18 protein-coding genes are annotated in these 20,619 nt (G+C 69.0%); 8 read left to right on the plus strand and 10 right to left on the minus strand.

The window, feature by feature from the left end; translation table 11 throughout:
* Positions 1–475: 475 nt before the first annotated feature.
* A complete protein-coding gene (locus ACWGIC_RS33205) occupies positions 476–1,108 on the minus strand; it encodes an FMN-dependent NADH-azoreductase (RefSeq protein ID WP_452079861.1) in 633 nt (210 codons plus the stop codon).
* A gap of 84 nt (positions 1,109–1,192) precedes the next feature.
* Here ACWGIC_RS33205 and ACWGIC_RS33210 point away from each other — a divergent pair, with 84 nt between their 5' ends.
* Both ACWGIC_RS33210 and ligD read left to right on the plus strand, forming a co-directional pair.
* Positions 1,193–1,669 (plus strand): MarR family winged helix-turn-helix transcriptional regulator, encoded by a 477-nt coding sequence (locus ACWGIC_RS33210; RefSeq protein ID WP_452079862.1) that lies wholly within the window; start codon positions 1,193–1,195, stop codon positions 1,667–1,669.
* Between the two features lie 16 nt (positions 1,670–1,685).
* Positions 1,686–3,275 carry a non-homologous end-joining DNA ligase gene (gene ligD / locus ACWGIC_RS33215; protein WP_452079863.1) on the plus strand — a complete coding sequence of 530 codons (1,590 nt, stop codon included), beginning with the start codon at positions 1,686–1,688 and terminating at the stop codon, positions 3,273–3,275.
* Here the strand turns inward: ligD and ACWGIC_RS33220 are convergent.
* Positions 3,166–4,566 (minus strand): MFS transporter, encoded by a 1,401-nt coding sequence (locus ACWGIC_RS33220; RefSeq protein WP_452079864.1) that lies wholly within the window; start codon positions 4,564–4,566, stop codon positions 3,166–3,168. The two genes, ligD and ACWGIC_RS33220, sit on opposite strands and share 110 nt — an antisense overlap.
* Positions 4,567–4,653: 87 nt before the next feature.
* Positions 4,654–5,211 (minus strand): helix-turn-helix domain-containing protein, encoded by a 558-nt coding sequence (locus ACWGIC_RS33225; RefSeq protein ID WP_452079865.1) that lies wholly within the window; start codon positions 5,209–5,211, stop codon positions 4,654–4,656.
* A 42-nt stretch (positions 5,212–5,253) separates the two neighbouring features.
* Here ACWGIC_RS33225 and ACWGIC_RS33230 point away from each other — a divergent pair, with 42 nt between their 5' ends.
* Entirely contained in the window at positions 5,254–5,775 is a 522-nt protein-coding gene (locus ACWGIC_RS33230) for an N-acetyltransferase family protein (protein WP_452079866.1), read from the plus strand.
* On the opposite strand, the gene ACWGIC_RS33235 is transcribed toward ACWGIC_RS33230, so the two are convergent.
* The 4 genes from ACWGIC_RS33235 to ACWGIC_RS33250 form a co-directional block, all read right to left on the minus strand.
* Positions 5,772–6,761: a hypothetical protein gene (locus ACWGIC_RS33235; RefSeq protein ID WP_452079867.1), complete on the minus strand. Its 990-nt coding sequence runs from the start codon at positions 6,759–6,761 to the stop codon at positions 5,772–5,774. The two genes, ACWGIC_RS33230 and ACWGIC_RS33235, sit on opposite strands and share 4 nt — an antisense overlap.
* Positions 6,758–7,321 carry a hypothetical protein gene (locus ACWGIC_RS33240; protein WP_452079868.1) on the minus strand — a complete coding sequence of 188 codons (564 nt, stop codon included), beginning with the start codon at positions 7,319–7,321 and terminating at the stop codon, positions 6,758–6,760. Before ACWGIC_RS33240 ends, ACWGIC_RS33235 begins: the two co-directional genes overlap by 4 nt.
* Before the next feature lie 67 nt (positions 7,322–7,388).
* On the minus strand, positions 7,389–8,228 hold the full coding sequence (locus ACWGIC_RS33245) for an MBL fold metallo-hydrolase (RefSeq protein WP_452079869.1): 840 nt from the start codon (positions 8,226–8,228) through the stop codon (positions 7,389–7,391).
* On the minus strand, positions 8,225–9,625 hold the full coding sequence (locus ACWGIC_RS33250; RefSeq protein WP_452079870.1) for an APC family permease: 1,401 nt from the start codon (positions 9,623–9,625) through the stop codon (positions 8,225–8,227). The genes ACWGIC_RS33245 and ACWGIC_RS33250 overlap by 4 nt, the downstream gene beginning before the upstream one ends.
* 180 nt (positions 9,626–9,805) lie before the next feature.
* Between ACWGIC_RS33250 and kynU the strand changes: the two genes are divergently transcribed.
* Positions 9,806–11,104, plus strand: a complete 1,299-nt coding sequence (gene kynU / locus ACWGIC_RS33255) for a kynureninase (protein ID WP_452079871.1) — start codon at positions 9,806–9,808, stop codon at positions 11,102–11,104.
* Here the strand turns inward: kynU and ACWGIC_RS33260 are convergent.
* Together ACWGIC_RS33260 and ACWGIC_RS33265 are read right to left on the minus strand one after the other, a co-directional pair.
* Positions 11,079–11,375, minus strand: a complete 297-nt coding sequence (locus tag ACWGIC_RS33260) for a DUF6204 family protein (protein WP_452079872.1) — start codon at positions 11,373–11,375, stop codon at positions 11,079–11,081. The genes kynU and ACWGIC_RS33260 overlap by 26 nt on opposite strands.
* A gap of 1 nt (position 11,376) precedes the next feature.
* Entirely contained in the window at positions 11,377–12,021 is a 645-nt protein-coding gene (locus tag ACWGIC_RS33265; RefSeq protein WP_452079873.1) for a TetR/AcrR family transcriptional regulator, read from the minus strand.
* 117 nt (positions 12,022–12,138) lie between these two features.
* On the opposite strand from ACWGIC_RS33265, the gene ACWGIC_RS33270 reads away from it, so the two are divergent.
* Positions 12,139–15,201, plus strand: a complete 3,063-nt coding sequence (locus tag ACWGIC_RS33270; protein WP_452079874.1) for a BTAD domain-containing putative transcriptional regulator — start codon at positions 12,139–12,141, stop codon at positions 15,199–15,201.
* Here ACWGIC_RS33270 and ACWGIC_RS33275 read toward each other — a convergent pair.
* Positions 15,151–16,575 (minus strand): MFS transporter, encoded by a 1,425-nt coding sequence (locus ACWGIC_RS33275; RefSeq protein ID WP_452079875.1) that lies wholly within the window; start codon positions 16,573–16,575, stop codon positions 15,151–15,153. The genes ACWGIC_RS33270 and ACWGIC_RS33275 overlap by 51 nt on opposite strands.
* A gap of 103 nt (positions 16,576–16,678) precedes the next feature.
* Here ACWGIC_RS33275 and ACWGIC_RS33280 point away from each other — a divergent pair, with 103 nt between their 5' ends.
* The 3 genes from ACWGIC_RS33280 to ACWGIC_RS33290 all read left to right on the plus strand — a co-directional run bounded on the left by ACWGIC_RS33280 (position 16,679) and on the right by ACWGIC_RS33290 (position 20,599).
* On the plus strand, positions 16,679–17,524 hold the full coding sequence (locus ACWGIC_RS33280) for a helix-turn-helix transcriptional regulator (protein ID WP_452079876.1): 846 nt from the start codon (positions 16,679–16,681) through the stop codon (positions 17,522–17,524).
* A gap of 51 nt (positions 17,525–17,575) precedes the next feature.
* Positions 17,576–19,837, plus strand: coding sequence for a hypothetical protein (locus tag ACWGIC_RS33285; protein ID WP_452079877.1), 2,262 nt, complete (start codon positions 17,576–17,578; stop codon positions 19,835–19,837).
* A 69-nt stretch (positions 19,838–19,906) separates the two neighbouring features.
* Positions 19,907–20,599, plus strand: a complete 693-nt coding sequence (locus ACWGIC_RS33290; RefSeq protein ID WP_452079878.1) for an alpha/beta fold hydrolase — start codon at positions 19,907–19,909, stop codon at positions 20,597–20,599.
* Positions 20,600–20,619: the final 20 nt, after the last annotated feature.

Consider the following 20,619-nt stretch of genomic DNA (forward strand, 5'->3'; position numbering starts at 1 on the left):
GCCGGGAGGTGGGTGCTTGACATGGCGGGAAAGATGCCTTGACAAGCACCCTCCTCCCGCATTTTTGGCTTCGTATCGGGGTGCAGGGCCGGGTGTGGCTGCCTGGGGTGGTTTGGGTGTGGTGGCGGTGGTTTGGTGCGCGGCTTGAGTTGCTGGTCCGGCCGGGGCGGGCGGCAGCGGGTGGTGCGCGGCCTGAGTTGCTGGTCCGGCCGGGGCGGGCGGCAGCGGGTGGTGCGCGGCCTGAGTTGCTGGTCGGGTTGGGCGGGGCGGGTTGCGGTTGGGTCGCGGGTGGGGCTAGCGCCCCAATGTGGCATTGGGTGCGGCTGACGCACCGAACGCCACATTGGGTGCATGCGACGCACCCAATGCCACATTGGGGACATCGCGGCAGGGGCGGGAGCGGGGCTGAGGGGCGGAGAAGGGGCTCCTTGGGGGAATTGCGTCCCGCAAGGAGCCTTCTTGCGTTCGAGGCGAGTCAGCGGGTGGCACCGGCGGGGGTCCACAGGGCGTCGATTTCTCGTTCTGCGGCGGCGAGGCTTTCCTTGGCGTGCGGGCGGAATTCCGACAGGGCGGGGTTGAGGTCTGCCATGGTGAATTCGGCGGTGATGAAGCGCGGTTCCAGGCCGGTCAAGGAAAGGCCGTGTGGGAGCCAGCCTTCTGCGTGGTCCCAGCCGTGCCGGGGAGTGCCTTCGCCGTAACCGCCGCCGCGGCTGGCCAGGACTAGGAGTTCTCGGCCGCCCAGTACCGAGGGGTCTTCGCCCGCGGAGGCGATCAGGCGGTCTACCCAGGCTTTGACCGAGCTGGGTGCGCCGTAGTTGTAGAGCGGGAGGCCCAGCAGCACGGTGTCCGCGGCCAGCACTTCGGCTGCCAGTTCTTCGCCGATTCGAGCGGCTGCGCGGTGGTCTTCGGTGTGCTCGGACGCGGGGGTGATCCGGGCTTCCCAGGCGAGGGGGTCCAGGTGCGGAACTGGGTTCGCGCCCAGATCTCGGTACGTCACCGTTCCCCCAGGATGCGCGGCTCGCCATGCCTGAGCAGCGCGGGCACTGAGTTTGCGGCTCACTGAGCGGTCGCCGTTGATGCTGGAGTCGAGGTGCAGGAGGTGCGCCATGTCGATGACCGTCCGTAGATAGTTTGTGTAAGACAAACCATTTATAGCACGGAAGCTACCCAGGCTGTCTCGTAGACTGGACACATGGCTCCGCTGCCGCTCGTCGCCCAGGCTCCGCGCAGGTCTGGTGCGTTGCTCGAGCACTTCGCGCGCCGCATCCGGCTGCGCGCGGAGAGCGTGCTCGCGCCGTTCGGGCTGCGGCCTCGGCATTTGATCGCGCTGACCGTCCTCCAGACCCGCGGGTCCAGCACCCAGCAGTCCCTCGCGCAGATCCTCGAGATGGACAGCACCAACGTCGTCGGCCTGCTCAACGACCTCGAAGCCGACCAGCTGATCGAGCGGCGGCGTTCGCCGGAGGACCGCAGGCGGCACGTCGTCGTGCTGACTGAGCGTGGTGCGAAGGAGCTGGCCCGGGCGGAGGCGGCGCTCGCGGCGGTCGAGGACGAGGTGTTCGCGGCGCTCGACCCGGACCAGCGTGAGCAGCTCTACAACTTGCTGTTGCAGGCGGCTTCCGGAACGGTCGACAGCAGCTCCTGTAGGGAGGAGCCGCCAACCTGCTGAACGGGAGGGGCAGCGAATGGACGGCGCCGCCGAGCGGCTCGCGAAGTATCGCGCCATGCGCAACTTCGCGAAGACCGACGAGCCGTCTGGTGCGAATGCCCCGAAGGAGCCGGGTTACCGGTTCGTCGTGCAGCGGCATCGGGCGCGGCGGAAGCATTACGACTTCCGGCTCGAGCTGGGTGGCGTGCTGGTCAGCTGGGCGGTGCCGAAGGGGCCGACGCTTGACCCGAAGGCGCGTCGGATGGCCGTGCACGTCGAGGACCATCCGCTGGAGTACGCCGATTTCGAGGGCGTGATCCCGCACGGCGAGTACGGCGGCGGCGACGTGATCGTGTGGGATCGCGGGCGCTGGGAGCCGGTCGACACCGACGATCCCGAGCAGGCGCTCGCGGACGGGAACCTGCACTTCGACCTGTACGGCGAGAAGCTGGCCGGCCGGTTCGTGCTGATCCATCCCAAGAAGGACGGCGACGGGAAGCAGTGGTTTCTGCTGCACAAGCAGGACGACTACGCCACCGCGGGCTGGGACGCCGAGGACCATCCGAAGTCGGTGAAAAGCGGGCTCACCAACGACGAGATCGCCGCCGCCCCGCCTGCGTTGTGGCGGGGCGATCTGCCTGCGACCGAGGCGGAGGTGCCGCTGCATGCGGTGTTCGAGCCGGCGGCCGAGGAGGAGTTCGCCGCGCTGCACGAGCTGGGCAAGCAGGGAACCTGGACGGTCGCCGGGCGGCAGTTGAAGGTCACCAACCTCGACAAGACGTTGATTCCTGGCCGCGATGGCGAAGCGCCGATCACCAAACGAGAGTTGATCGAGTATTACGCCCGGATCGCGCCGACGATGCTCCCCTACCTCGCCGGACGCGCACTCAACACCAACCGGTTCCCTGGCGGCGTCGGCAAACCCGGCTTCTGGCACAAGGAAGTCCCCGACCACGCGCCGGAGTGGCTGCACCGCTGGCATTACGAAGCGGCCGAACCCGGCGAGGTGCAGCAGTATCTCGTGCCCTCCGGCGTCGCGGATCTGGCTTGGCTGGCCAACTTCGCCGCGCTGGAGCTGCACGCCTGGACGTCGCGCACGTCCGACGTCGAGCATCCGACCTGGCTGCTGTTCGACATCGACCCCGGTTCGGAGACGTCCTTCGACGACGTGCTCGCGCTCGCCCGGCTGCATCGGACCGCGCTCGACCACTTCGGGCTCGTCGGGCGGCCGAAAACCACCGGGCAGCGCGGCATTCAGGTCTGGGTGCCGATCGAACCGCGGTATACGTACGCCGAGACTCGGGCGTGGGCGGAAACCGTGTCGAAGTCGATCGGCAAGATCGTGCCGGACCTGGTGAGCTGGGCGTGGCACAAGGACCGCCGCGGCGGGCTCGCGCGGCTCGACTACACGCAGAACGTGCTGAACAAAACCCTCGTCGCGCCGTACAGCGTGCGGCCGAAGCCGGGGGCGCCGGTGTCCGTCCCGCTGGAATGGGACGAACTCGACGACCCCGACCTCACTCCGGATCGGTGGACGATCCGGACGGTGCTCGATCGCGTGGCGAAAGCGGGAGATCCATTCGCGCAACTGCTCGACGTGCACCAACGCCTGCCGCGGCTGTCGTGAAAATCCCGGCCGCGGCAACGACAGCGAAGCCGATCAGCAAATAGCGCGCGGACGCCACCATCGACGGCGCGCCCAGGTTCACCAGCAGACCGGCGACCGAGGCACCGAACGCGGTCGCCATCGTGAGCACCGTAGCGATCGCGGCCGCCGCCTGCTGACCGCTGGCCATCGCGGCGACCGACAGGTGCGGCATGGCGATGCCGATCCCCGTGCCGCCAGCGAGAAGGACGACCAGCCACGCCAGCACCGAGGCGTTTTCCCGCTGCAGCAAGGCAAGCACGACGAACGCGACAGCTAGCAGCGTCGGTCCGGCCAGGCAGAGCAGCCGGACCCGGCGTGCCGACGAGCTGACGAGCTGCCCAGCAGACCAGCCGAACGACAGCGCGGCGGAGAAGAAACCCGCTGCGGCGGGCGGTAATCCGCCGAGATGCTGACCGAACAACGGCAGGAACGACTCCACCGAAACCCCGGCCGCGAGACACATGATGGTCAGGTAGATCCACCGCAACGACGAGCCTGACTGGTAGGTCTCCGCAGGCAGCACCCGAACCGCAGCGCGTTTCTCGACGAGCAGAAACGCCAGTACGAAACCTAATCCCAGCACGATAAACGCAGCCATCGCGACGACGTTCGGCAAGATTCCGGCGACACTCACCGCCCCGACCGCGCCCACGACGGCCACCAGCGCGAAGGTTGGCACGGGACCTGCCGCACCACGGGTCTCGCTGCGCGGAAGCGCCCGCGGCACCAGCGCCGCGATCACGACCGCCGCGACCGCCAGCACGACGAACGCCACGCGCCACGAACCGAATTGCGCGAACAACCCGCCGAGCGCCGGGCCGACCAGGTTGCCGACCCCGAACATCGCCGAGATCAACGCACTCCCCCGTGCCCACAAATGCTGCGGCAGGGCCGAATGAATCACCGCGAACCCGAGGCCCGTCAGCAATCCGGCACCCAATCCTTGAACCCCGCGACCGGCCAGCAGCACCGGCATCGCGGGACTCACCGCGCACACCACCGAGCCCGCCGCGAAAACGCCGAACCCTAGGTAGTACGCCGCCGCGTTGCCGAGCCGGGCGAGCGCCCGGCCGACGAACATCGTGGCGACGACCTGTGCGACCAGGAACGCCGTCATGTTCCACGCGTACAGCCGTTCCCCGCCGATGTCGGCGACCGCGGTCGGCAAAAGGCTTGCCGCCACATAGATGTTGACCGCGCCGACGAGCACACCGCCCGCCAGCACGACCGCTGTGCTGAGGTGTGCCCCCAATTCACGCCACGAACCCACTCGTTTCTCCTCCCGGATGCGTTGTCGCGGTCGCATCATGTCCGGGCGGGAGACCCCGGTAATCAGACAAATCAGGCATGAACCAGGTCACAATTTGGTGAGCACCACCAGATAGCGGCACGGCTGCGTCCCGGGGTTCTCGTACGCGCAGTCGACCGGGCGGCCCAGCTGGAGACAGTCGCCTTCGGCGAGTTCGTGCACCACTTCGCCTTCATGGAAGCGCAATTGGCCTGACAGCACCCAGACCTGATGGTCGGCGAAGGCGTAGGAACTGGCCGGGAAGCCAGCTTTCTCGCCGGGCGGCAAGTCGATCTCGACCAACTCGGTGGCACCGTGGCCGGGCGGCGAGACCGCGCGGCGCACGTAGCCGGTGACCGGGTCCTGCCAGGTCGGCTGGTCGTCGCGACGGACGAGGCGGCGGTCGTCCCCCTCCGCGCGGGCGATGAGTTCGGACAGCGTGAGCCCGAGTGCGGTGGCGAGCCGGCTCAGCAGCACGGCCGTCGGCTGGGCTTCGCCGCGTTCGATTTTCCCGATCATCGCACGGGAAACACCGGAGCGTTCGGCGAGCACGCCAGCGGACAACGCACGGTCCTGCCGGGCTTCGCGCACCGCGGCGGCGAGCGAGGCGGAGAGGGGATCGGTCACAGTGGTCGACTATAGCAGCGGTTCGTGTCTACTATCGTGGACATGTTGATCCGACCTGCCGAAGAACGGGACGCCGAGGCGTGCGCGGCGATCTACGCGCCGTACGTCCGGGAAACCACGATCAGCTTCGAGACCGAACCCCCGACACCGACGGAAATGGCCGCCCGCATCGCGAAGGCGACGAAGTCGTACGCGTGGCTGGTGCTGGAAATCGACGGCGAGGTCGTCGGATACGCCTACGGCAGCCCGTACAAGGAGCGCGCGGCCTACCGCTGGTCATGCGAAGTGAGCGTGTACCTCGCGCAGGACCGTCGGCGCGCGGGCGGCGGAAAAGCCTTGTACGAAGCCCTTTTCGCCCGACTGGCCGAACGCGGCTTCCGGATGGCAGTCGCCGGGATGACACAACCGAACGAACCGAGCATCGGCCTGCACAAGGCCATGGGCTTCGAACTCATCGGAACCTGGCGGCGAATCGGCTGGAAACACGGAGCCTGGCGAGACGTCACGTGGATGCAGCGAGAACTCGCACCCGCATCCGACACCACACCGGAGGAACCGCGTTAATCCACGCCGAGGTCGAGTTCCTCGATGTCGTGCTCCAGCCGGGCCCGCCACGACCACTTCGGTTCCGTCCAGTCGGTGTCCGACGGCGGCGGCTCCCCCAGCGGCAGCGCCGGATCGACCACGCCGTGCGTCACCCGGTAGGCCAGCGCGGACGTCGCCGCGCGAATCCATTTGTCGCCCGCCGCACCGGAAGGCGGCGCGACCCCGAACGCGTGCGTGAACCACACCGGCAGCAACGCGCTCGACCCGATCGCCTCGGTGATTCGTTCGCGCAGCCGGGAATGCAGCTCTTCCCAGTCTCGTTCGCACTTCTCGATCTGCGGCAGCACCCGGGTCCGCGTCACCTCGTCGGCGGCGAGAAGCTGTTGTGCCGCTTCGGCATCCTGTTGCGCGGCAGGAAGCTGACGGTCCAGCACACCCCGGCGTCGAGCGACCACTTCGGACAGACGCGACTCCGCGTCGTCGCGCTCCGGCGTGCCGCGTTCGGCTTTCGCCAGCACTTCCAGGACGGCGATCAACGCTTCTTCGCTCTGCGCCAGCGCTTCCCGCGCCTGCGGCAGCCGCGCGACGTCCTCTTCGTACGGTCGGCGCTGGCTCGGTGTGAGCAGCTGCGCCGCGAGGCTGTGCCGCCGTTCCGCCTCCGCGGCGAGCTGCCGCAGTTGCGGGCCGACGTTGTCCAGATCGACTACCGGAACCTTCTCCGACACCCGCACCGCGCGTTCGAGCACCAGCAACCGCTGCCGGAGCCGTTCGAGCTGCCGGGCGGTGTGGTCCAGCCGGGTTTCGTGCCGGGAATGCGTTTCGGTGAACGACTCGACCGTCTCGCGCAGTTCGGAAAGCTCGCGGACGGTGCGGTTTTCCAGATCGTCGACGGTCTCTTGCATACCGCCGACCGTGTCGGTGAGGGCAAGGAGTTCCGGATCGGCCTCCGGGACCTCCTCGGGCGGGTAGTACTCGGTGTCGCGGTAGTACTCGGAGTAGGTCACCGCGCCTCCTGCGCCAGGAAAGCCACGGTCGCGACCGTGGTGAGCGCGGCCAGGATGACCACGATCAGCTGGGCGGACGGCCCGGCGCCGATGAGCGCGACCGCGGTGAAGATCGCGGCCAGCGCTCCGCTGTACGCGGCGCGCTGCCGCCGGACGACCATCAGCGGGGTCGGCCCGAGCGGCCCGAACGCGATCCGCAATCCAGCGGCCAGCAATGGCAACGCGAGCAGCAGCCAGACGGCGTTGAGCGCGCCGAACAGCATCATCGCGCCGCTCACCATCCCGACCGCGACCGGCGCGACGGCCAGGTACAGCGTCGTCCGCTGCACCTTGCCGTGTTTCGCTTCCAGCCGGGCGAGCCGCACCTGCTCGACGGCGGCGTCGACTTCCTTCTCGGTGCGCAGCAGCACCTCCGCCCGCTCGACCAGGGTGTCGAGCGTCTGCGTGCGTTCGTCGTCCGCCTGGTCCGGCAGCTGCGCCAGACCCGCGCGAAGCTCACGGCGGAGCGCGGACGCGCGCGCCATCACGTGGTCGCGCTGGTCCTCTGCGGGCGTAGTCACCTGGCCACTGTAGGTACGAAGCCCGCCGAAGCCTGGGAACGACGCGACTTCTTCTCGCGGCGGCCGGTCACAGCCGCAGCAGGTCCCGGCCGACGACGACCTCGCCGCGGAACCCCTCGGCAGCGTGTTTCGCCCAAACCTCGTCGGGGATGTCGGCGTCGGTCGGGACGAAATGCGACAGCACGAGCGTCCCGACGCCTGCCTCCTCGGCGAGCGCACCGACCCGTTCGACGCTGGTGTGGCTCGCCAGCAGGTGGTCGCGCAGAGTCGTGCCGTTGTAGCGGCCCACCATCTCATCGACCGCCGGGACGTACATGACCTCGTGCACCAGGACGTCCGCGCCGCGAGCGAGCCGGGCCAGGTTCTCGCACGGCGCGGTGTCGCCGGAAACCACGATGGACCGGTCCGCGGTGTCCACGCGGTAGGCGAAGGCGTCCACGATCGGCGGGTGGTCCACGCGGGCCGCGGTGATCCGCACGTTCTCGTCCTCGAAGACCACGCCGTCCTCCGCGACTTCGTACGGATCGAGCAGCTGGTCCAGCGGCCGCAAGCCTTCGTCGACGACCCGGGTGTCGATGTCGAAGCGGTTCATCGCCAGGAAATGCCGGGTCATGTCCGCGAGCGGCGGCGGGCCGAACGCGGGGACCCGGCGTTCCAGGTTGGCGGCCCAGGCCAGCAGGTAGAGGTTGCCGTAATCGGCGTTGTGGTCGGAGTGGTGATGCGTGATGCCGACCGCGCGCAGCGAGTCCAGCGCGATGCCCGCGTGCACCAGCTGCCGGGCGACTCCGTTGCCGCAGTCGATCACGTAGGTGGCGCCGTCGACGACGATCGCCTGCGCCGGAGCGCTCCGGGTGCGTTTCGGAGCGGGACCGCCCGCCGTGCCGAGGAGGATCAGCTGTGTGGTCATGGCGTGCACTCGCTTTCGAGGTTGAGGGAACGCGGCGAACTTCCGGCGGTCGCCGCTCGTGACCGGCGGGCCAGCCACACGACGACACCCAGCACGCTCCAGGCTGCCAGCGCGAGCAGAGCGGGAAGGGTGATCTGCTTGAGCAGCAACCAAGTCTGGACGCCGAGGATCGCGACACCGAGGCAGGACAACACCGCGTGCGACGCCCGGCGCATCCGGAACGGGGCCGCCGCGTGCAGTTCCGGACGCTGCCGGCGCAACCGCCACGACGCGATGATCAGCAAGGTGAGCAACGGCCCGGTGACGATCGACGTCATGGCCGCGATGTTCGCGACGCTGAACCCGGCCAGCACCGGGACCACGCCGATCAGGTAGAGAATCGCCAGCAGCCAGTGCGGGGTGCCGAACCTGCGGTTCACCGCGCCGAGCCCGGCGGGCAGCCAGCCGTCGCCGGTCGCGGCCAGCGCGGGTTTCGTCGCCGCCAGCAGCAGCGAGTTGATGTGCCCGATCACCGACGCCATCGCGCCGCCAAGAATGAAGAACGCGAAACCGCCCGGGGACAGGATGTGGCGGGCGACGTCGGACATCGGCTTGCCCGCGGACGCCTCCGCGCCGAGCACGCCCACCGACGGGATCGCCACGATCACGTAGATCACCGCCGCGACGAGAGTGCCGCCGACGACCGACAGCGGGATGTCGCGTCCCGGCCGCTTCATCTCCCCGCCGATGTCAGCGATCAGAAAGGCGCCGGTGGTGGCGAAGGTGAGCATGGCCGCCGCGTTGAGCAGGCCGCCGATGCCGTGCGGGGTCAGGTTCCCGAACTCGCTCCAGCGCACCTGCCCGATCCCGGCGATCCCGTACAGCAGGAAGGCGGCGAGCATGACGACCGCGAGCACGATGCCGACGCGGCTGGAGAACGTCGCGCCCGCCAGGTTCGTCAGGAAGAACACCGTGATCAGCGCGATCGCCAGCGGCCGGACCGGAACGCCCGGCACGAGCGCGCTGACGTAATTCGCCCCGGCCAGCGCCATCAGGCTGAGCTGGATGACCGACACGGCGGACAGCCACATCGACGCGAATCCGGCCGCGGGCGAGACCAGCCGCGCGGCGTAGGTGTAGCGGCCGCCGGTGACCGGCATCGCGCTCCCGAGGGACGCGATCGGCAGTGAATAGACGATCACCGCGAGCGCCGCGACGGCGAAGGCGATCGGCGCGCCGGCCCCGGTCAGCGCGATGGCCGTGCCCATCAACGCGACGACCCCGCCGCCGACTACCTGATGGAACGAGACTCCGACGGCTTGGAACAGGGAGATGCTTCGCTTGAGGTTCGCGTCCGCGGGCTGAGCTTCGGTCGGCATCGTGATCACTGCCTTCTGCTGGCCGTTGTCGATCGGCACAGCGTGACCCAAACCGCGACGGTTCGGAAATGCCGAATGCCCGCCGCGGCATAGCCGTCCGGGAATACCGCCGGGATAGCCGGGCGGGCATACGAACGAGCGAATCAGGCATTGGACGGGCATGGCACCCGGCAAGAACGATGAAGAGCCCGCGTTTCCGTCCGACTTTGTGGAGCTTCCATGACCGTGGCCCTCTCCGAGGCGGCTGCCCGCGATCTCGACGCCCAGGACCCGTTGCCGACGCTGCGGGCGCAGTTCCACGTCCCGCCCGCGACTGGCGGCGGCTACGCCGAGACGGCCTACTTCGCCGGGAACTCCCTGGGCCTGCAGCCGATCGCGACCCGCGCCGCGCTGGCCGAGGAACTCGAAGACTGGGCCCGGCTCGGCGTCGAAGGCCACGTCGAAGCAGCCCGCCCGTGGGTTTCGTACCACGAACAGCTGCGCGATCCGGCGGCCCGGCTCGTGGGTGCGCGACCGGCCGAGGTCGTGATGATGAACTCGCTGACGGTCAACCTGCACCTGATGATGGTCAGCTTCTACCGGCCGACCCCGGAGCGGCACGCGATCCTCATCGAGGACACCGCCTTCCCCTCCGACAGCTACGCCGTGCGCAGCCAAGTCGCGCTTCACGGCTATGACCCGGACGAAACCGTCATCCGGCTTTCGCCGCGGCCGGGGGAATCGACGCTGCGCAGCGAGGACGTCTCCGGCTGGCTCGCCGAGCACGGGCACCGGGTCGCGCTCGTCCTGCTGGGCGGGGTCAACTACTACAGCGGGGAACTGCTCGACCTCCCGGCGATCACCCGCGCCGGGCACGCCGCCGGAGCGATCGTGGGCTGGGATCTCGCGCACGCGGCGGGCAACGTGCCGCTGCGGCTGCACGACTGGGATGTCGACTGGGCCGCCTGGTGCACCTACAAATATCTCAACAGCGGACCGGGCGCGATCGCCGGCGCGTTCGTGCACGAACGGCATCTCGCGGACCGTTCGCTGCCGAAGCTGGCCGGCTGGTGGAGCACCGACCCCGGCGTGCGGTTCCGCATGCAGCCGAACGTGACCCCCGTCGACACCGCCGACTCTTGGCAGCTGTCGAACCCGCCCATCCTCGCCATGGCTCCGGTGCGGGCTTCGCTGGAGATGTTCGACGCTGTGGGCATGGATGCCTTGCGCGCCAAAAGCCTCCGGCTGACTGGCTACCTCGAAACGCTGCTCGACGCGACCTGCACGGGGCGTCCGCTGGAGGTGCTCACGCCCCGGGACCCGGAGAGCCGGGGAGCGCAGCTCTCCGTCCGGCTGCACGGTTTGGACGCCGACGCCGTCAGCAGTGCCCTGCGGACCCAGCACGGAGTCATTGCGGACGCCCGCCGTCCGGACGTGATCCGCCTGGCGCCCGTGCCGATGTACTCCACCTTCCACGACTGCTGGCGCGCGGCGACCGCCCTGGCGGAGGTCGTTAACGTTTCTTCCGCCGGATCTTGATCGCGCGCAGGTCGGTGACCGCGTAGTTCAGGTCCCGGTACGGCAGGCCGTGCTCGGCCAACGCGGCGGTCGCGCCGTCTTTCGCCGCGCGTTCGTCGTCGTCCGGGCCGGCCGGGACCTGACAGCGGAAGGTGAATGCCGTCGCGTTGACGTCGTGGGTGAACGTGCCTTCCTCGGTGAAGGCGACGTCGGTCTTGGCTTCCAGCGTGGCGCGGGCGCTCTCGTCGAGAGGGTCGAATTTGCCGCGAATGATCACGCGGAACGCGTCCATGTCAGGTGTCCTTCCGGGTCGCGTAAGTCAAAACTTGTTCGCTCAGCAGGTCTTCGACCGCGTCGAGGAGCGTCAGCGCGGTCTCCGCGATGTCGTCCGGCCGCTCCCCCGCGACAGTGCGTTTGCCGATCTCGCCGTACAGCAGGCTGTGCACCCAGCCGATCTGAGCGGCGACCAGCCCGGGCACCGGATCTCCCTGCGCCGCACCGGTTTCCTCGGCCAGCAGGTCGGCGAGTTCGGCGACCATCTGCTCGCCGAGATCCCGCAGCCGCGCGGCGAGCGTGGGCGCGGCCAGCATCATCGGCAGCACCCGGCCGAACCCCGGGCTCAACCCGATCGTCCGCGAGCGCTGCCGGATCTCGTCGCGCAGGCGGTCCAGCACCGCACGTGCCGCGGACACCCCCGGCTCCCGCGCCCGCACGATCCCGGCCAGCCGCCCCGCCGAAGCTGGCGAGTCTTCGGAGGGCGGCAGCACCAGGTCTTCCTTCACGCGGAAGTGGTTGTAGACGGTGTTGACCGCGACGTCGGCGGCCTCGGCCACCTCGGCGATCGTCACCGCGTCGAATCCGCGCTCGACGAACATCCGCAGCGCGGTTTCCGCGATGTGCCGCACCGTCTCCTGCTTCTTTCGCTCTCGAAGTCCCACGCCGAAGAGTGAAGCAGACTGCAAACTTGGTGTCGACTCCATTTTTCACCCGGGATCTCCTGGATATCGGGGAGATCCCGGAGGACGGGACGACCGTCAGCACGGCATCATCGACCAGTGCGGATCGGCTTGCTGGGCCCCCTGGAGGTCCGGAACGACGACGGTGCCGCGGTCGAGATAGCCGGAGCCCGATTGCGGACGCTGCTGAGCGCCCTCGCGCTGGAGTCCGGCCGGGTCGTCTCGGCCGGGCGTCTGGTCGACGCCGTCTGGGGGACGCGTCCGCCGGCCACGGCGAATGCGTTGCAGGCGCTCGTCTCGCGGCTTCGCCGGGCCGGCACGCGGCTCGACTCGACCCCGTCCGGCTACCGGCTGCCTGAGGCGACCGTGGACGCGGCACGATTCGAAGAGCTGGTCACCGCGGCCAGGATGGCGCCCGACGAGAAACGAGTCGTGCTGCTGCGCGAGGCGCTCAATCTGTGGCGCGGTCCGGCGCTGGGCGACGTCTCCGACGCGCAGTTCTTCCGAGGGCATGTCGCACGGCTGAACGAACTGCGTCTTTCAGCCGCCGAGGACTACGCCGAAGCCGCGCTCCGGATGGGGCACGGCGCGGAACTCGCCGAGGAACTGTCGGAACTGCTGACCGAGCACCCGCTGCGAGAACGGCTGGCCGCGGCGTTGATGCTTTCTCTGCAAGCTGCCGGACGACCGGCCGAAGCCCTGCAGGTGTTCGCCCGCATCCGGATGGCGCTGGCGGACGAACTCGGCACCGATCCGGCACCCGAACTGTCCGCCGCGCACACCAAAATCCTCCGCGAGACGGTGGCCGGCCAGGATGTGGCGCGCACGAACCTGCGAGCCGGGCTGACCAGTTTCGTCGGCCGGGACGCCGACGTCGCCCGCGTGGCCAAGATGGTCGGCGAGTACCGGCTCACCACGCTCACCGGACCCGGTGGGGCCGGAAAGACCCGGCTGGCCACGGAAACCGGGCGGCAGCTGCTGACCGGACGCAGCGGCGTGTGGTTCGCCGAACTGGCCCCGATCGCCACCGGCGCGGACGTTCCGCAGGCCGTGCTCGACGCGTTGGGCCTGCGCGAACAGATGTACACCGGAACGCTCGCCAGCGGCACTCCGCGCGAACGGGCGGCGAGAGCGCTGCGCGACCGGGACGCGGTGCTGGTGCTCGACAACTGCGAGCACGTCGTCGAAGCCGCTGCGGAACTGGCCGAACACCTGCTCGGCGAATGCCCGCGGCTGCGCGTTCTCGCGACCAGCCGGGAGCCCTTGGCCGTGACCGGCGAGGCGTTGTGGCCAGTCGAACCGCTGACGTTGCCAGCGGAAAGCGCGACGCCCGTCGAAGCGATGTCGTGTGCTTCGGTGCGGCTGCTGGCCGATCGTGCCGCCGCCGTGCGTCCGGGATTCACCGTCGACGGGTCCACTGTGGACGATGTGGTGCGGATCTGCCGGGCACTCGACGGAATGCCGCTGGCGGTAGAACTCGCCGCCGCGCGGTTGCGGTCGATGACGGTGTCCCAGCTCGCGGCCCGGCTCGACGATCGGTTCCGCCTGCTCACCGCGGGCAGCCGGACCGCCTTGCCGCGCCACCGCACGCTGCGCGCGGTGGTCGACTGGAGCTGGGATCTGCTTGAACCGGACGAACGGCACCTGCTGCGCCGGTTGTCGGTGTTCTCCGGCGGCGCGACCGCAGAGGCCGCGGAGGCGGTCTGCGCAGGGACGTCCGAGCTGCTCAGCGCGTTAGTCGACAAATCGCTACTGACCGTTTCCGAGGACCCCGAGCCGCGCTACCGGATGCTCGAAACGATCAAGGCGTACGGGCTGGAACAGCTCACCGTGGCCGACGAACGCGAGGAACTGCGGCAGGCACACGCCGAGTGGTTCGCCCGCTTCGCCGAAACCGGCGACAAATACCTGCGCCGGGCCGAGCAGATCGAATGGCTGGCGCGGTTCGCCGCCGAGCACGGCAACCTCATCTCCGCGGCACGCGGCGCGATCGCCGCTGGCGACGCTACGACGTCACTGCGGCTGGTGACGTCGTGCGCGTGGTTCTGGATGCTGACCGGGCACAAAACCGAGGCGCAGGAACTGATCGAGGCGGCATTGGCGTTGCCCGGCGAGGTGGACCGCGAGCTGCGCGCGATGGGGTACGCGATGGCCGCCTTGTTGCTGACCATCGGAATGTCCTCCGAAACCTCCGCCGACGCCTGGGGCCGCAAAGCGCTCGAACTGAGCCGGGACAGCAAGAATTCCTTGCTGCGGTCCATTCTCCCGGTCCTCACCCGAACCGGAGACGACGGCACTGACGAGTCCGCATTGGACGGTTTGCTGTCCGATGCGGACCCGTGGCTGCGCGCCCATGCCCGGCTGCACCGAGCACGGACCCAGCTGAACCTCCGGCACGACTCGGCCGCGCAGGAAGCCGACATTCGCGAGGCTGTCCGGCTGTTCCGGCTGAGCGGGGAGCGCTGGGGGATGTCGCTGGCGCTGAACAGTCTCGCCGAGGTCGTCGGCCGTCGCGGTGAGCTGGAGGAAGCCGTTTCGTGCTACGAGGAATCGATCCAAGTCGTCTCGGAAATCGGTTCCGCCGAGGACATGCTGTTCGCCCGGGGCAGGCAAGCGCACCTGTTCTGGCAACTCGGCGACGAGACAGCAGCGGCGACCGCGATAGCCGCCGCCGAACGAGACGCGCGGAGTGTGCCGTTCCCTGATTCGCTTGCGTTCCTGGCCCAGACGAAAGCCGAACTGGCCCGCTGGCGCGGGGATCTGGAGGAAGCCCGGCGGGAACTGAACCAGGCCGAAGCGTTGCTGAGCGACATCTCGCCGCATCCGTTGTTCCGCGCGATGATCCAGCATTCGCACGCTTACCTCGACGCCCAAACCGGAGACCTCCCCACCGCCCGGGGCCGCCGCCGCGAAGCACTGTCCTTGGCCGCAGCGTCCGGCGAGGTGCTGTACCTGGCGATAGTCCTGGTGGGCATCGCCGACCACGCCCTGCGCCTCGACCGCCCGGTCGACGCCGCTGATCTCCTGGCCGCCGCCCACCGCCTTTGCGGCTGTCCCAACCTGGCCCTGCCCGATGCGACCGCCGCCGCAGCCGCTGTCCAGGCCCAACCGTCAGGCACCGTCGACGACCCGGTCGCCCTCGCCTACGACGTCCTCAGCTGACACCTTCGGAAGCCACCGCAGCGCGAGCATTCCCAGGCCAGCGCAGAGCACCGCCGCGATGCCCATCGCGACGTGCAACCCGGTCACGACAGCGACCTTCCCTTGCTCCGGCCCGTGCAACCGGACGACAAACGCCGCGACCGAACCGAGCAACGCGATCCCCAGCGCGTTGCCGATCTCGTTGGACGTCTCCGCGATCGCCCCCGCCGAGCCTGCCCGATCCGTTGGCACCGCGCCGACCGCAGTGTCCGCGACGAGCGAGAACGAGATCCCGTAACCGATCCCGGCCACCACTGTCGACGCGATGAACCATCCGATTCCGCCGGTGGCAGTGGTCGCCAGCAGCAACGCCAACCCCAGCGCCATCGCGAAATGGCACGTCACCAACGCTGCCCGGCTCCCGATCTTGAGGGAGAACGCTGGCGTGAGGATGCACACCGCAGTGAGCACAGCAGCGCCCGGAAGCGCCAGCAGCGCAGCGGCGAGTACGGATATCCCCAGCACGGACTGGAGGTAGACCCCGGTCAGATACGCCGCCGCCGACCAGGCGAACAGCGAGAGCACCCCGGTGATCACCGCGACAGTGAAGACTTTCTCGCGGAACAAAGTCACGTCGAGGAGCGGATACTCCAGCGTCCGTTGCCGCAACACAAACCACGTCAGCACCCCGGCACCGACGACCCCGATTCCGGCCACCGGCCAAGACAGACCGTAGGCGGCGAGGTTCTTGACCGCGTACACCGCCAGCAGCAAACCGCCCGCGGACAAGACAATGCTGAGCAGATCGACCTTCCCCGGCCGGGTCGTCCTGACCTCCCGGAGCACAAACGGCGCAGCAGCAAGGAAAATCACGACGACCGGCAGGTTGACCAGAAACACCGATCCCCAGCCGAACCGGCTCAGCAGCACCCCGCCGAAGATCGGCCCGATCGCGAAACCAGCCGCGAACGTCGCGGCGAAAATCCCGATCGCCCTTGCCCGTCGCCTCGGCTCGGGAAACAACTCGCTGAGCACCGCGAGCGCAGACGGCAACAGCGTCGCGCCGCCAAGCCCCATCAGCACGCGACAGCCGATGAGCCATTCCGGCCCGGTCGCGAACGCCGCCCCGGCCGAGCCCGCCCCGAACACCGCGGTGCCGGCCAGCAGGAGTTTGAGCCGTCCGTACCGGTCGCCGAGGCTCCCGAACGCGATGAGCAGCGAACCGACCGCGAAGCCGTAGCTGTCGAGGATCCACAGGGCTTGGTCGGCGGTCGGGGCCAGGGCGCGGGAGATGGTCGGCATGGTCAGGAACAGGATCGAGCCGTCCATCGAGACCAGCAGAACCGGTCCGAGCACCACGAGCAGCCCCAGCCAGGCGCGGCGAGTTTCCGTCATGCCCCCGATCCTGGGAACCCGCGGCCCGCCCCGGCCAGCACCAGCGATGAGTACCCCTCGCAGGTGCAGGCACCTCGCGCGTGCGCTGCCTACCATCGAGACCATGCAGACCGAAACCCTCGGCGTGTTCCTCAAAACCCGCCGCGACCGCGTGACGCCGGAAGCCGCCGGGCTGCGGACGTACGGCACGCTCCGCCGGGTGCCCGGGCTGCGCCGGGAGGAACTCGCCCAGCTCGCGGGCGTCAGCGTCGGGTACTACACGCGGCTGGAGCAGGACCAGTCCGGCACCGCCTCGCCGCAGGTGCTCGACGCGCTCGCGCGGGTGCTCGGCCTCGACGACGCCGAGTCCAGCCACCTGCACAACCTCGCCCAGCGCCCCGGTGTCTCCCGGCTGGTGCGCCCCGCACCGGAAACGCTGGACCCGCGGGTCGCGACCCTGCTGCACGCACTGAGCGACAGCGTGCCCGCGATCGTCCTCGGCCGCCGGGGCGACGTGCTCGGCTGGAACCGCATCGGCCACCTCCTGCTCGCCGAACATCTCGACTACACCGCACCGGACTCGCCGGACACCCGGCCGTCGATCCCGCGGATGTTCTTCCTCGACCCGCTGCACCGCGACCTCTACCGCAACTGGGCCGACCTCGCGCGCATCCACATCGGCTACTTGCGCCTGACGTCCGGACGGCACCCGACCGACGCCCGGCTCGCCGAGCTGATCGGCGAACTCGTCATGGGCAGCCCGGAATTCGCCGCGTTGTGGGCGACCGGCGAGGTCGCGGACTGCACCAGCGGGCCGATGAACCTCCGCCACCCGACGCTGGGCCACCTGGATGTCGACTACCAAGTCTGGCTGCAGCCCGACAACCCCGACCACCGGTTGGAGGCCTACACCCCGCGCGACAACGCCACCCGTGACGCGCTGCGACTGCTTGAGGTCGCATCGAGCTAACAGTCGGCGAAACCGCCCTGACCACAGCATTCGATGTGGGATCATCCGCCAGTGACCGGCGAGCGGAGCGACCCGCACTCCATCGAGGCGGAAGACCTCGAGGATTTCGACTCTTGGACCGCACAAGCCGCGCTGGCCTCTCTCATCGACGAAACGCTCGGCTCGCCAGAGGTCACCCGGCTCCTCGCCCGGGAATCGCTGCGTACCGAAGTCGTGCGCGAGGAACTGTTCGCGAACGAAACGCTGCTCGCGAAGATCCGGACGCTGCAGGACCAGGTCATGGCCGAGGGCGACCGCGGGTTCCGTCCGCGAAACCGTGCGGTGTCGGCGACCGAGGTGGCCTGGCTGTTCATCGCGGTGCTGCTCGGGCTCGCCTATCTCAGCCTGATGAGCGCCGCGTGGAGCCAGCTCCCGCTGTTCCTCCGGATCTTCGCCGGCCTGATGATGCCGTGCGTCCTGTTCGCCACCGGCGCGCTCGCGGTCCGCAAAGTCACCGCGTTGCGCGAGTGGATCAACCCGGACTCCATGCAGTTCCACGAGGAGCAATTCGGTCTGGGGCCGCGTCGTTCGTTCGCCGCGCGCGAGATCGTGCTGCCCGAGGTCCGCGACGTCATCTCCGCGCATCGGCAGCTGCACTTCGGCACCACCCTGGTTTTCGATCAGCAATACGACCTCGGCGAGGAGGACAGCACCCGAATCGTGCCGACCGCCGCGGCGAAACGGATCCGGCGCGTCCTCGAACGCGCGGGCTCCGGCGCGGTCGCGCTCGGCGGGCAACGCGGGTCCGGCAAGACCACCGCGATCCGCTCCATGCAGCGAGGCCTGTTGCACGGCAGCGAAAACCCGGCACCGCTGGTCGTGGTCGCCGCCGCACCAGCCACCTACGACGCCCGCGATTTCGTGCTGCACCTGTACAAACTCCTGTGCCAAGCCGTCCTCGACCGGATCGAGCAGACGGTGGGATCGAAACTCGGCTGGCGTTGGTGGGCCCGCCGGTTCTGGCGCGGATCGGCCGACCTCGTCTTCTCGGCCGCACTCGGCTGGGCGATCGGCGGCGCACTGTGGGACGGGAGATTCCTGCGGTTCCCCGGCGAACTTTGGCACACCGTCGTCAAGGTGCGGTTCCCGCACCTACTAGGTCCATTGTGGATTGACCAGCCAGTGGGCAACCGGATCGCACTGGCCGTGGTCGCCGTTCTCGCCCTGCGCTGGGCATGGAAACTCCTCGCGTCGGCAGCCAAGGCACTGCTGATCTTCCTGCGGCGGAAATCGTCCGCCGGACTGCGCGCGCTGGAGACCGAAGCACACGAGCAGTTGTTCCGGACCAAGTACTTGCTGACCTACACCACCGGCTGGTCGGGCAAACTCGCCGTCCCGGCAGGCGGCGAAATGGGGCACACCCGCTCCACGCAACGGGCCGAACAACAGCTGACCCACCCGGAGGTCGTCGACGAATTCCGCGCCTTCGCCCAGCTGACCGCCCGATCGCTGCGCGCGGAAGGGATCACTGACCGGGTCGTGGTCGCCATCGACGAACTCGACAAGATCGGCGAACAGGACAAGGCCCAACAGCTGGTGAACGACATCAAGGGCATCTTCGGCGTGCCCGGCTGCCTGTACTTCGTGGCAGTTTCCGACGACGCGGTGCTCAGCTTCGAACAGCGCGGACTGGCCGTGCGCGACGCGTTCGACAGCGCGTTTTCCGAGGTAGTGCGGCTGGAATCGTTCACCCTCGACGAAAGCAGGCTGTGGATCGCGCAACGGCTGCCCGGCGTTCCGGAGCAGTTCTGCTACCTCGGCCACTGCCTCTCCGGCGGCCTCCCGCGCGACCTGCGCCGCACCACGATCGACATGGTGGACGTGACGATCGAGCACTACGAGCCGTCGCTGTCGACGGTCACGAGCATCCTGGTGCGCACCGAACTGACGGCCAAAGCGAGCGGCTTCACCGCGCAAGCTCGCGGGCTCGCGCAGACGCCGGAACTGACCGAACTGTGGCCGAAACTGCTCCGCATCCCCGACACCCGCGAAGCGGTGGAACTCGCCGAGTTAGCCGCAGAACTGCACGAAGGCGCGACCCCCGACCTCGCCGACGCAGTCAACCGGCTGCGTCTGCACAGCAGCGCGTTCGTCCTCTTCTGCGCCACCGTCCTGGACGTGTTCACTGACGCGCTCACCCAGTCCCAGCTCACGCCGAGCCTGCACGAACTCGCCGTCGCCCGGCGGCGGCTCGCGCTGGACCCGCACCTCGCGTGGGCCGACTTGAACGACTTCCGCAAGTCGCACGATCTGCCACTGCCCGGCCGGGCATAACCAACGCTTCTGCCTTAGGGAACAATCAGCTCTTGGACTTCTAGCCGAGCTCCTTCTAGCGTTGCGTCCATGACCACGTACGTTCTCGTCCCCGGCGCCTGCCACGGCGGCTGGTGCTTCGACCGGCTCACGAGCCAGCTGCGCGACCGCGGCCACCGCGTGCTCCCGCTGACGCTCACCGGCCTCAGCGAACGGCAGAACCTCCTGCACTCCGGCGTCAACCTCGACACCCACATCGAGGACGTCGTGCGCGCGATGCAGGCCGAGCAGGTCGAACGTGCCGTGCTGGTCGGCCACAGCTACGGCGGGATGGTCATCACCGGTGCCGCCGACCGGGTGCCGGAACTGGTCGACGCGCTGGTGTACCTCGACGCTTTCGTGCCAGAGAACGGCGATTCCTGCTGGACCCTGACCGACGACCGGCAGCGCGAGTGGTACCTGAGCGTCGGCGAGACCGGGTACGCCGTGCCGCCGCTGCCGTTCTTCGACCCCCGCGCGTCGGCGCATCCGCTGGCGACACTGCTGCAGTCGATCCGGCTGGACGCGGACCTGAGCCGCTTCCGCCGCCGGGACTACGTGTACGCGACGATTTGGGACGGTGGGTCGCCGTTCGAACCGACTTACCGGCGGCTGCTCGACGATCCACAGTGGAATGTCCAGGCGCTGGAGAGCAAGCACGACCTGATGCGCGACGCGCCGGACGAACTGCTGCGGATCCTTCTCGACGCTGGAGAGTCGTGGGGTGGGGGGGGGGGGGGGTGAAGAGGAGCACCAAACACAAA

The sequence above is a fragment of the Amycolatopsis sp. NPDC054798 genome (assembly GCF_053611505.1).

Coding starts and splice junctions, on each gene's coding strand:
- ACWGIC_RS33205 (WP_452079861.1), bottom strand. CDS start 1,108: ATGGCGCACCTCCTGCACCTCGACTCCAGCATCAACGGCGACCGCTCA.
- ACWGIC_RS33210 (WP_452079862.1), top strand. CDS start 1,193: ATGGCTCCGCTGCCGCTCGTCGCCCAGGCTCCGCGCAGGTCTGGTGCG.
- ligD (WP_452079863.1), top strand. CDS start 1,686: ATGGACGGCGCCGCCGAGCGGCTCGCGAAGTATCGCGCCATGCGCAAC.
- ACWGIC_RS33230 (WP_452079866.1), top strand. CDS start 5,254: ATGTTGATCCGACCTGCCGAAGAACGGGACGCCGAGGCGTGCGCGGCG.
- ACWGIC_RS33245 (WP_452079869.1), bottom strand. CDS start 8,228: ATGACCACACAGCTGATCCTCCTCGGCACGGCGGGCGGTCCCGCTCCG.
- kynU (WP_452079871.1), top strand. CDS start 9,806: ATGACCGTGGCCCTCTCCGAGGCGGCTGCCCGCGATCTCGACGCCCAG.
- ACWGIC_RS33260 (WP_452079872.1), bottom strand. CDS start 11,375: ATGGACGCGTTCCGCGTGATCATTCGCGGCAAATTCGACCCTCTCGAC.
- ACWGIC_RS33275 (WP_452079875.1), bottom strand. CDS start 16,575: ATGACGGAAACTCGCCGCGCCTGGCTGGGGCTGCTCGTGGTGCTCGGA.
- ACWGIC_RS33280 (WP_452079876.1), top strand. CDS start 16,679: ATGCAGACCGAAACCCTCGGCGTGTTCCTCAAAACCCGCCGCGACCGC.
- ACWGIC_RS33290 (WP_452079878.1), top strand. CDS start 19,907: ATGACCACGTACGTTCTCGTCCCCGGCGCCTGCCACGGCGGCTGGTGC.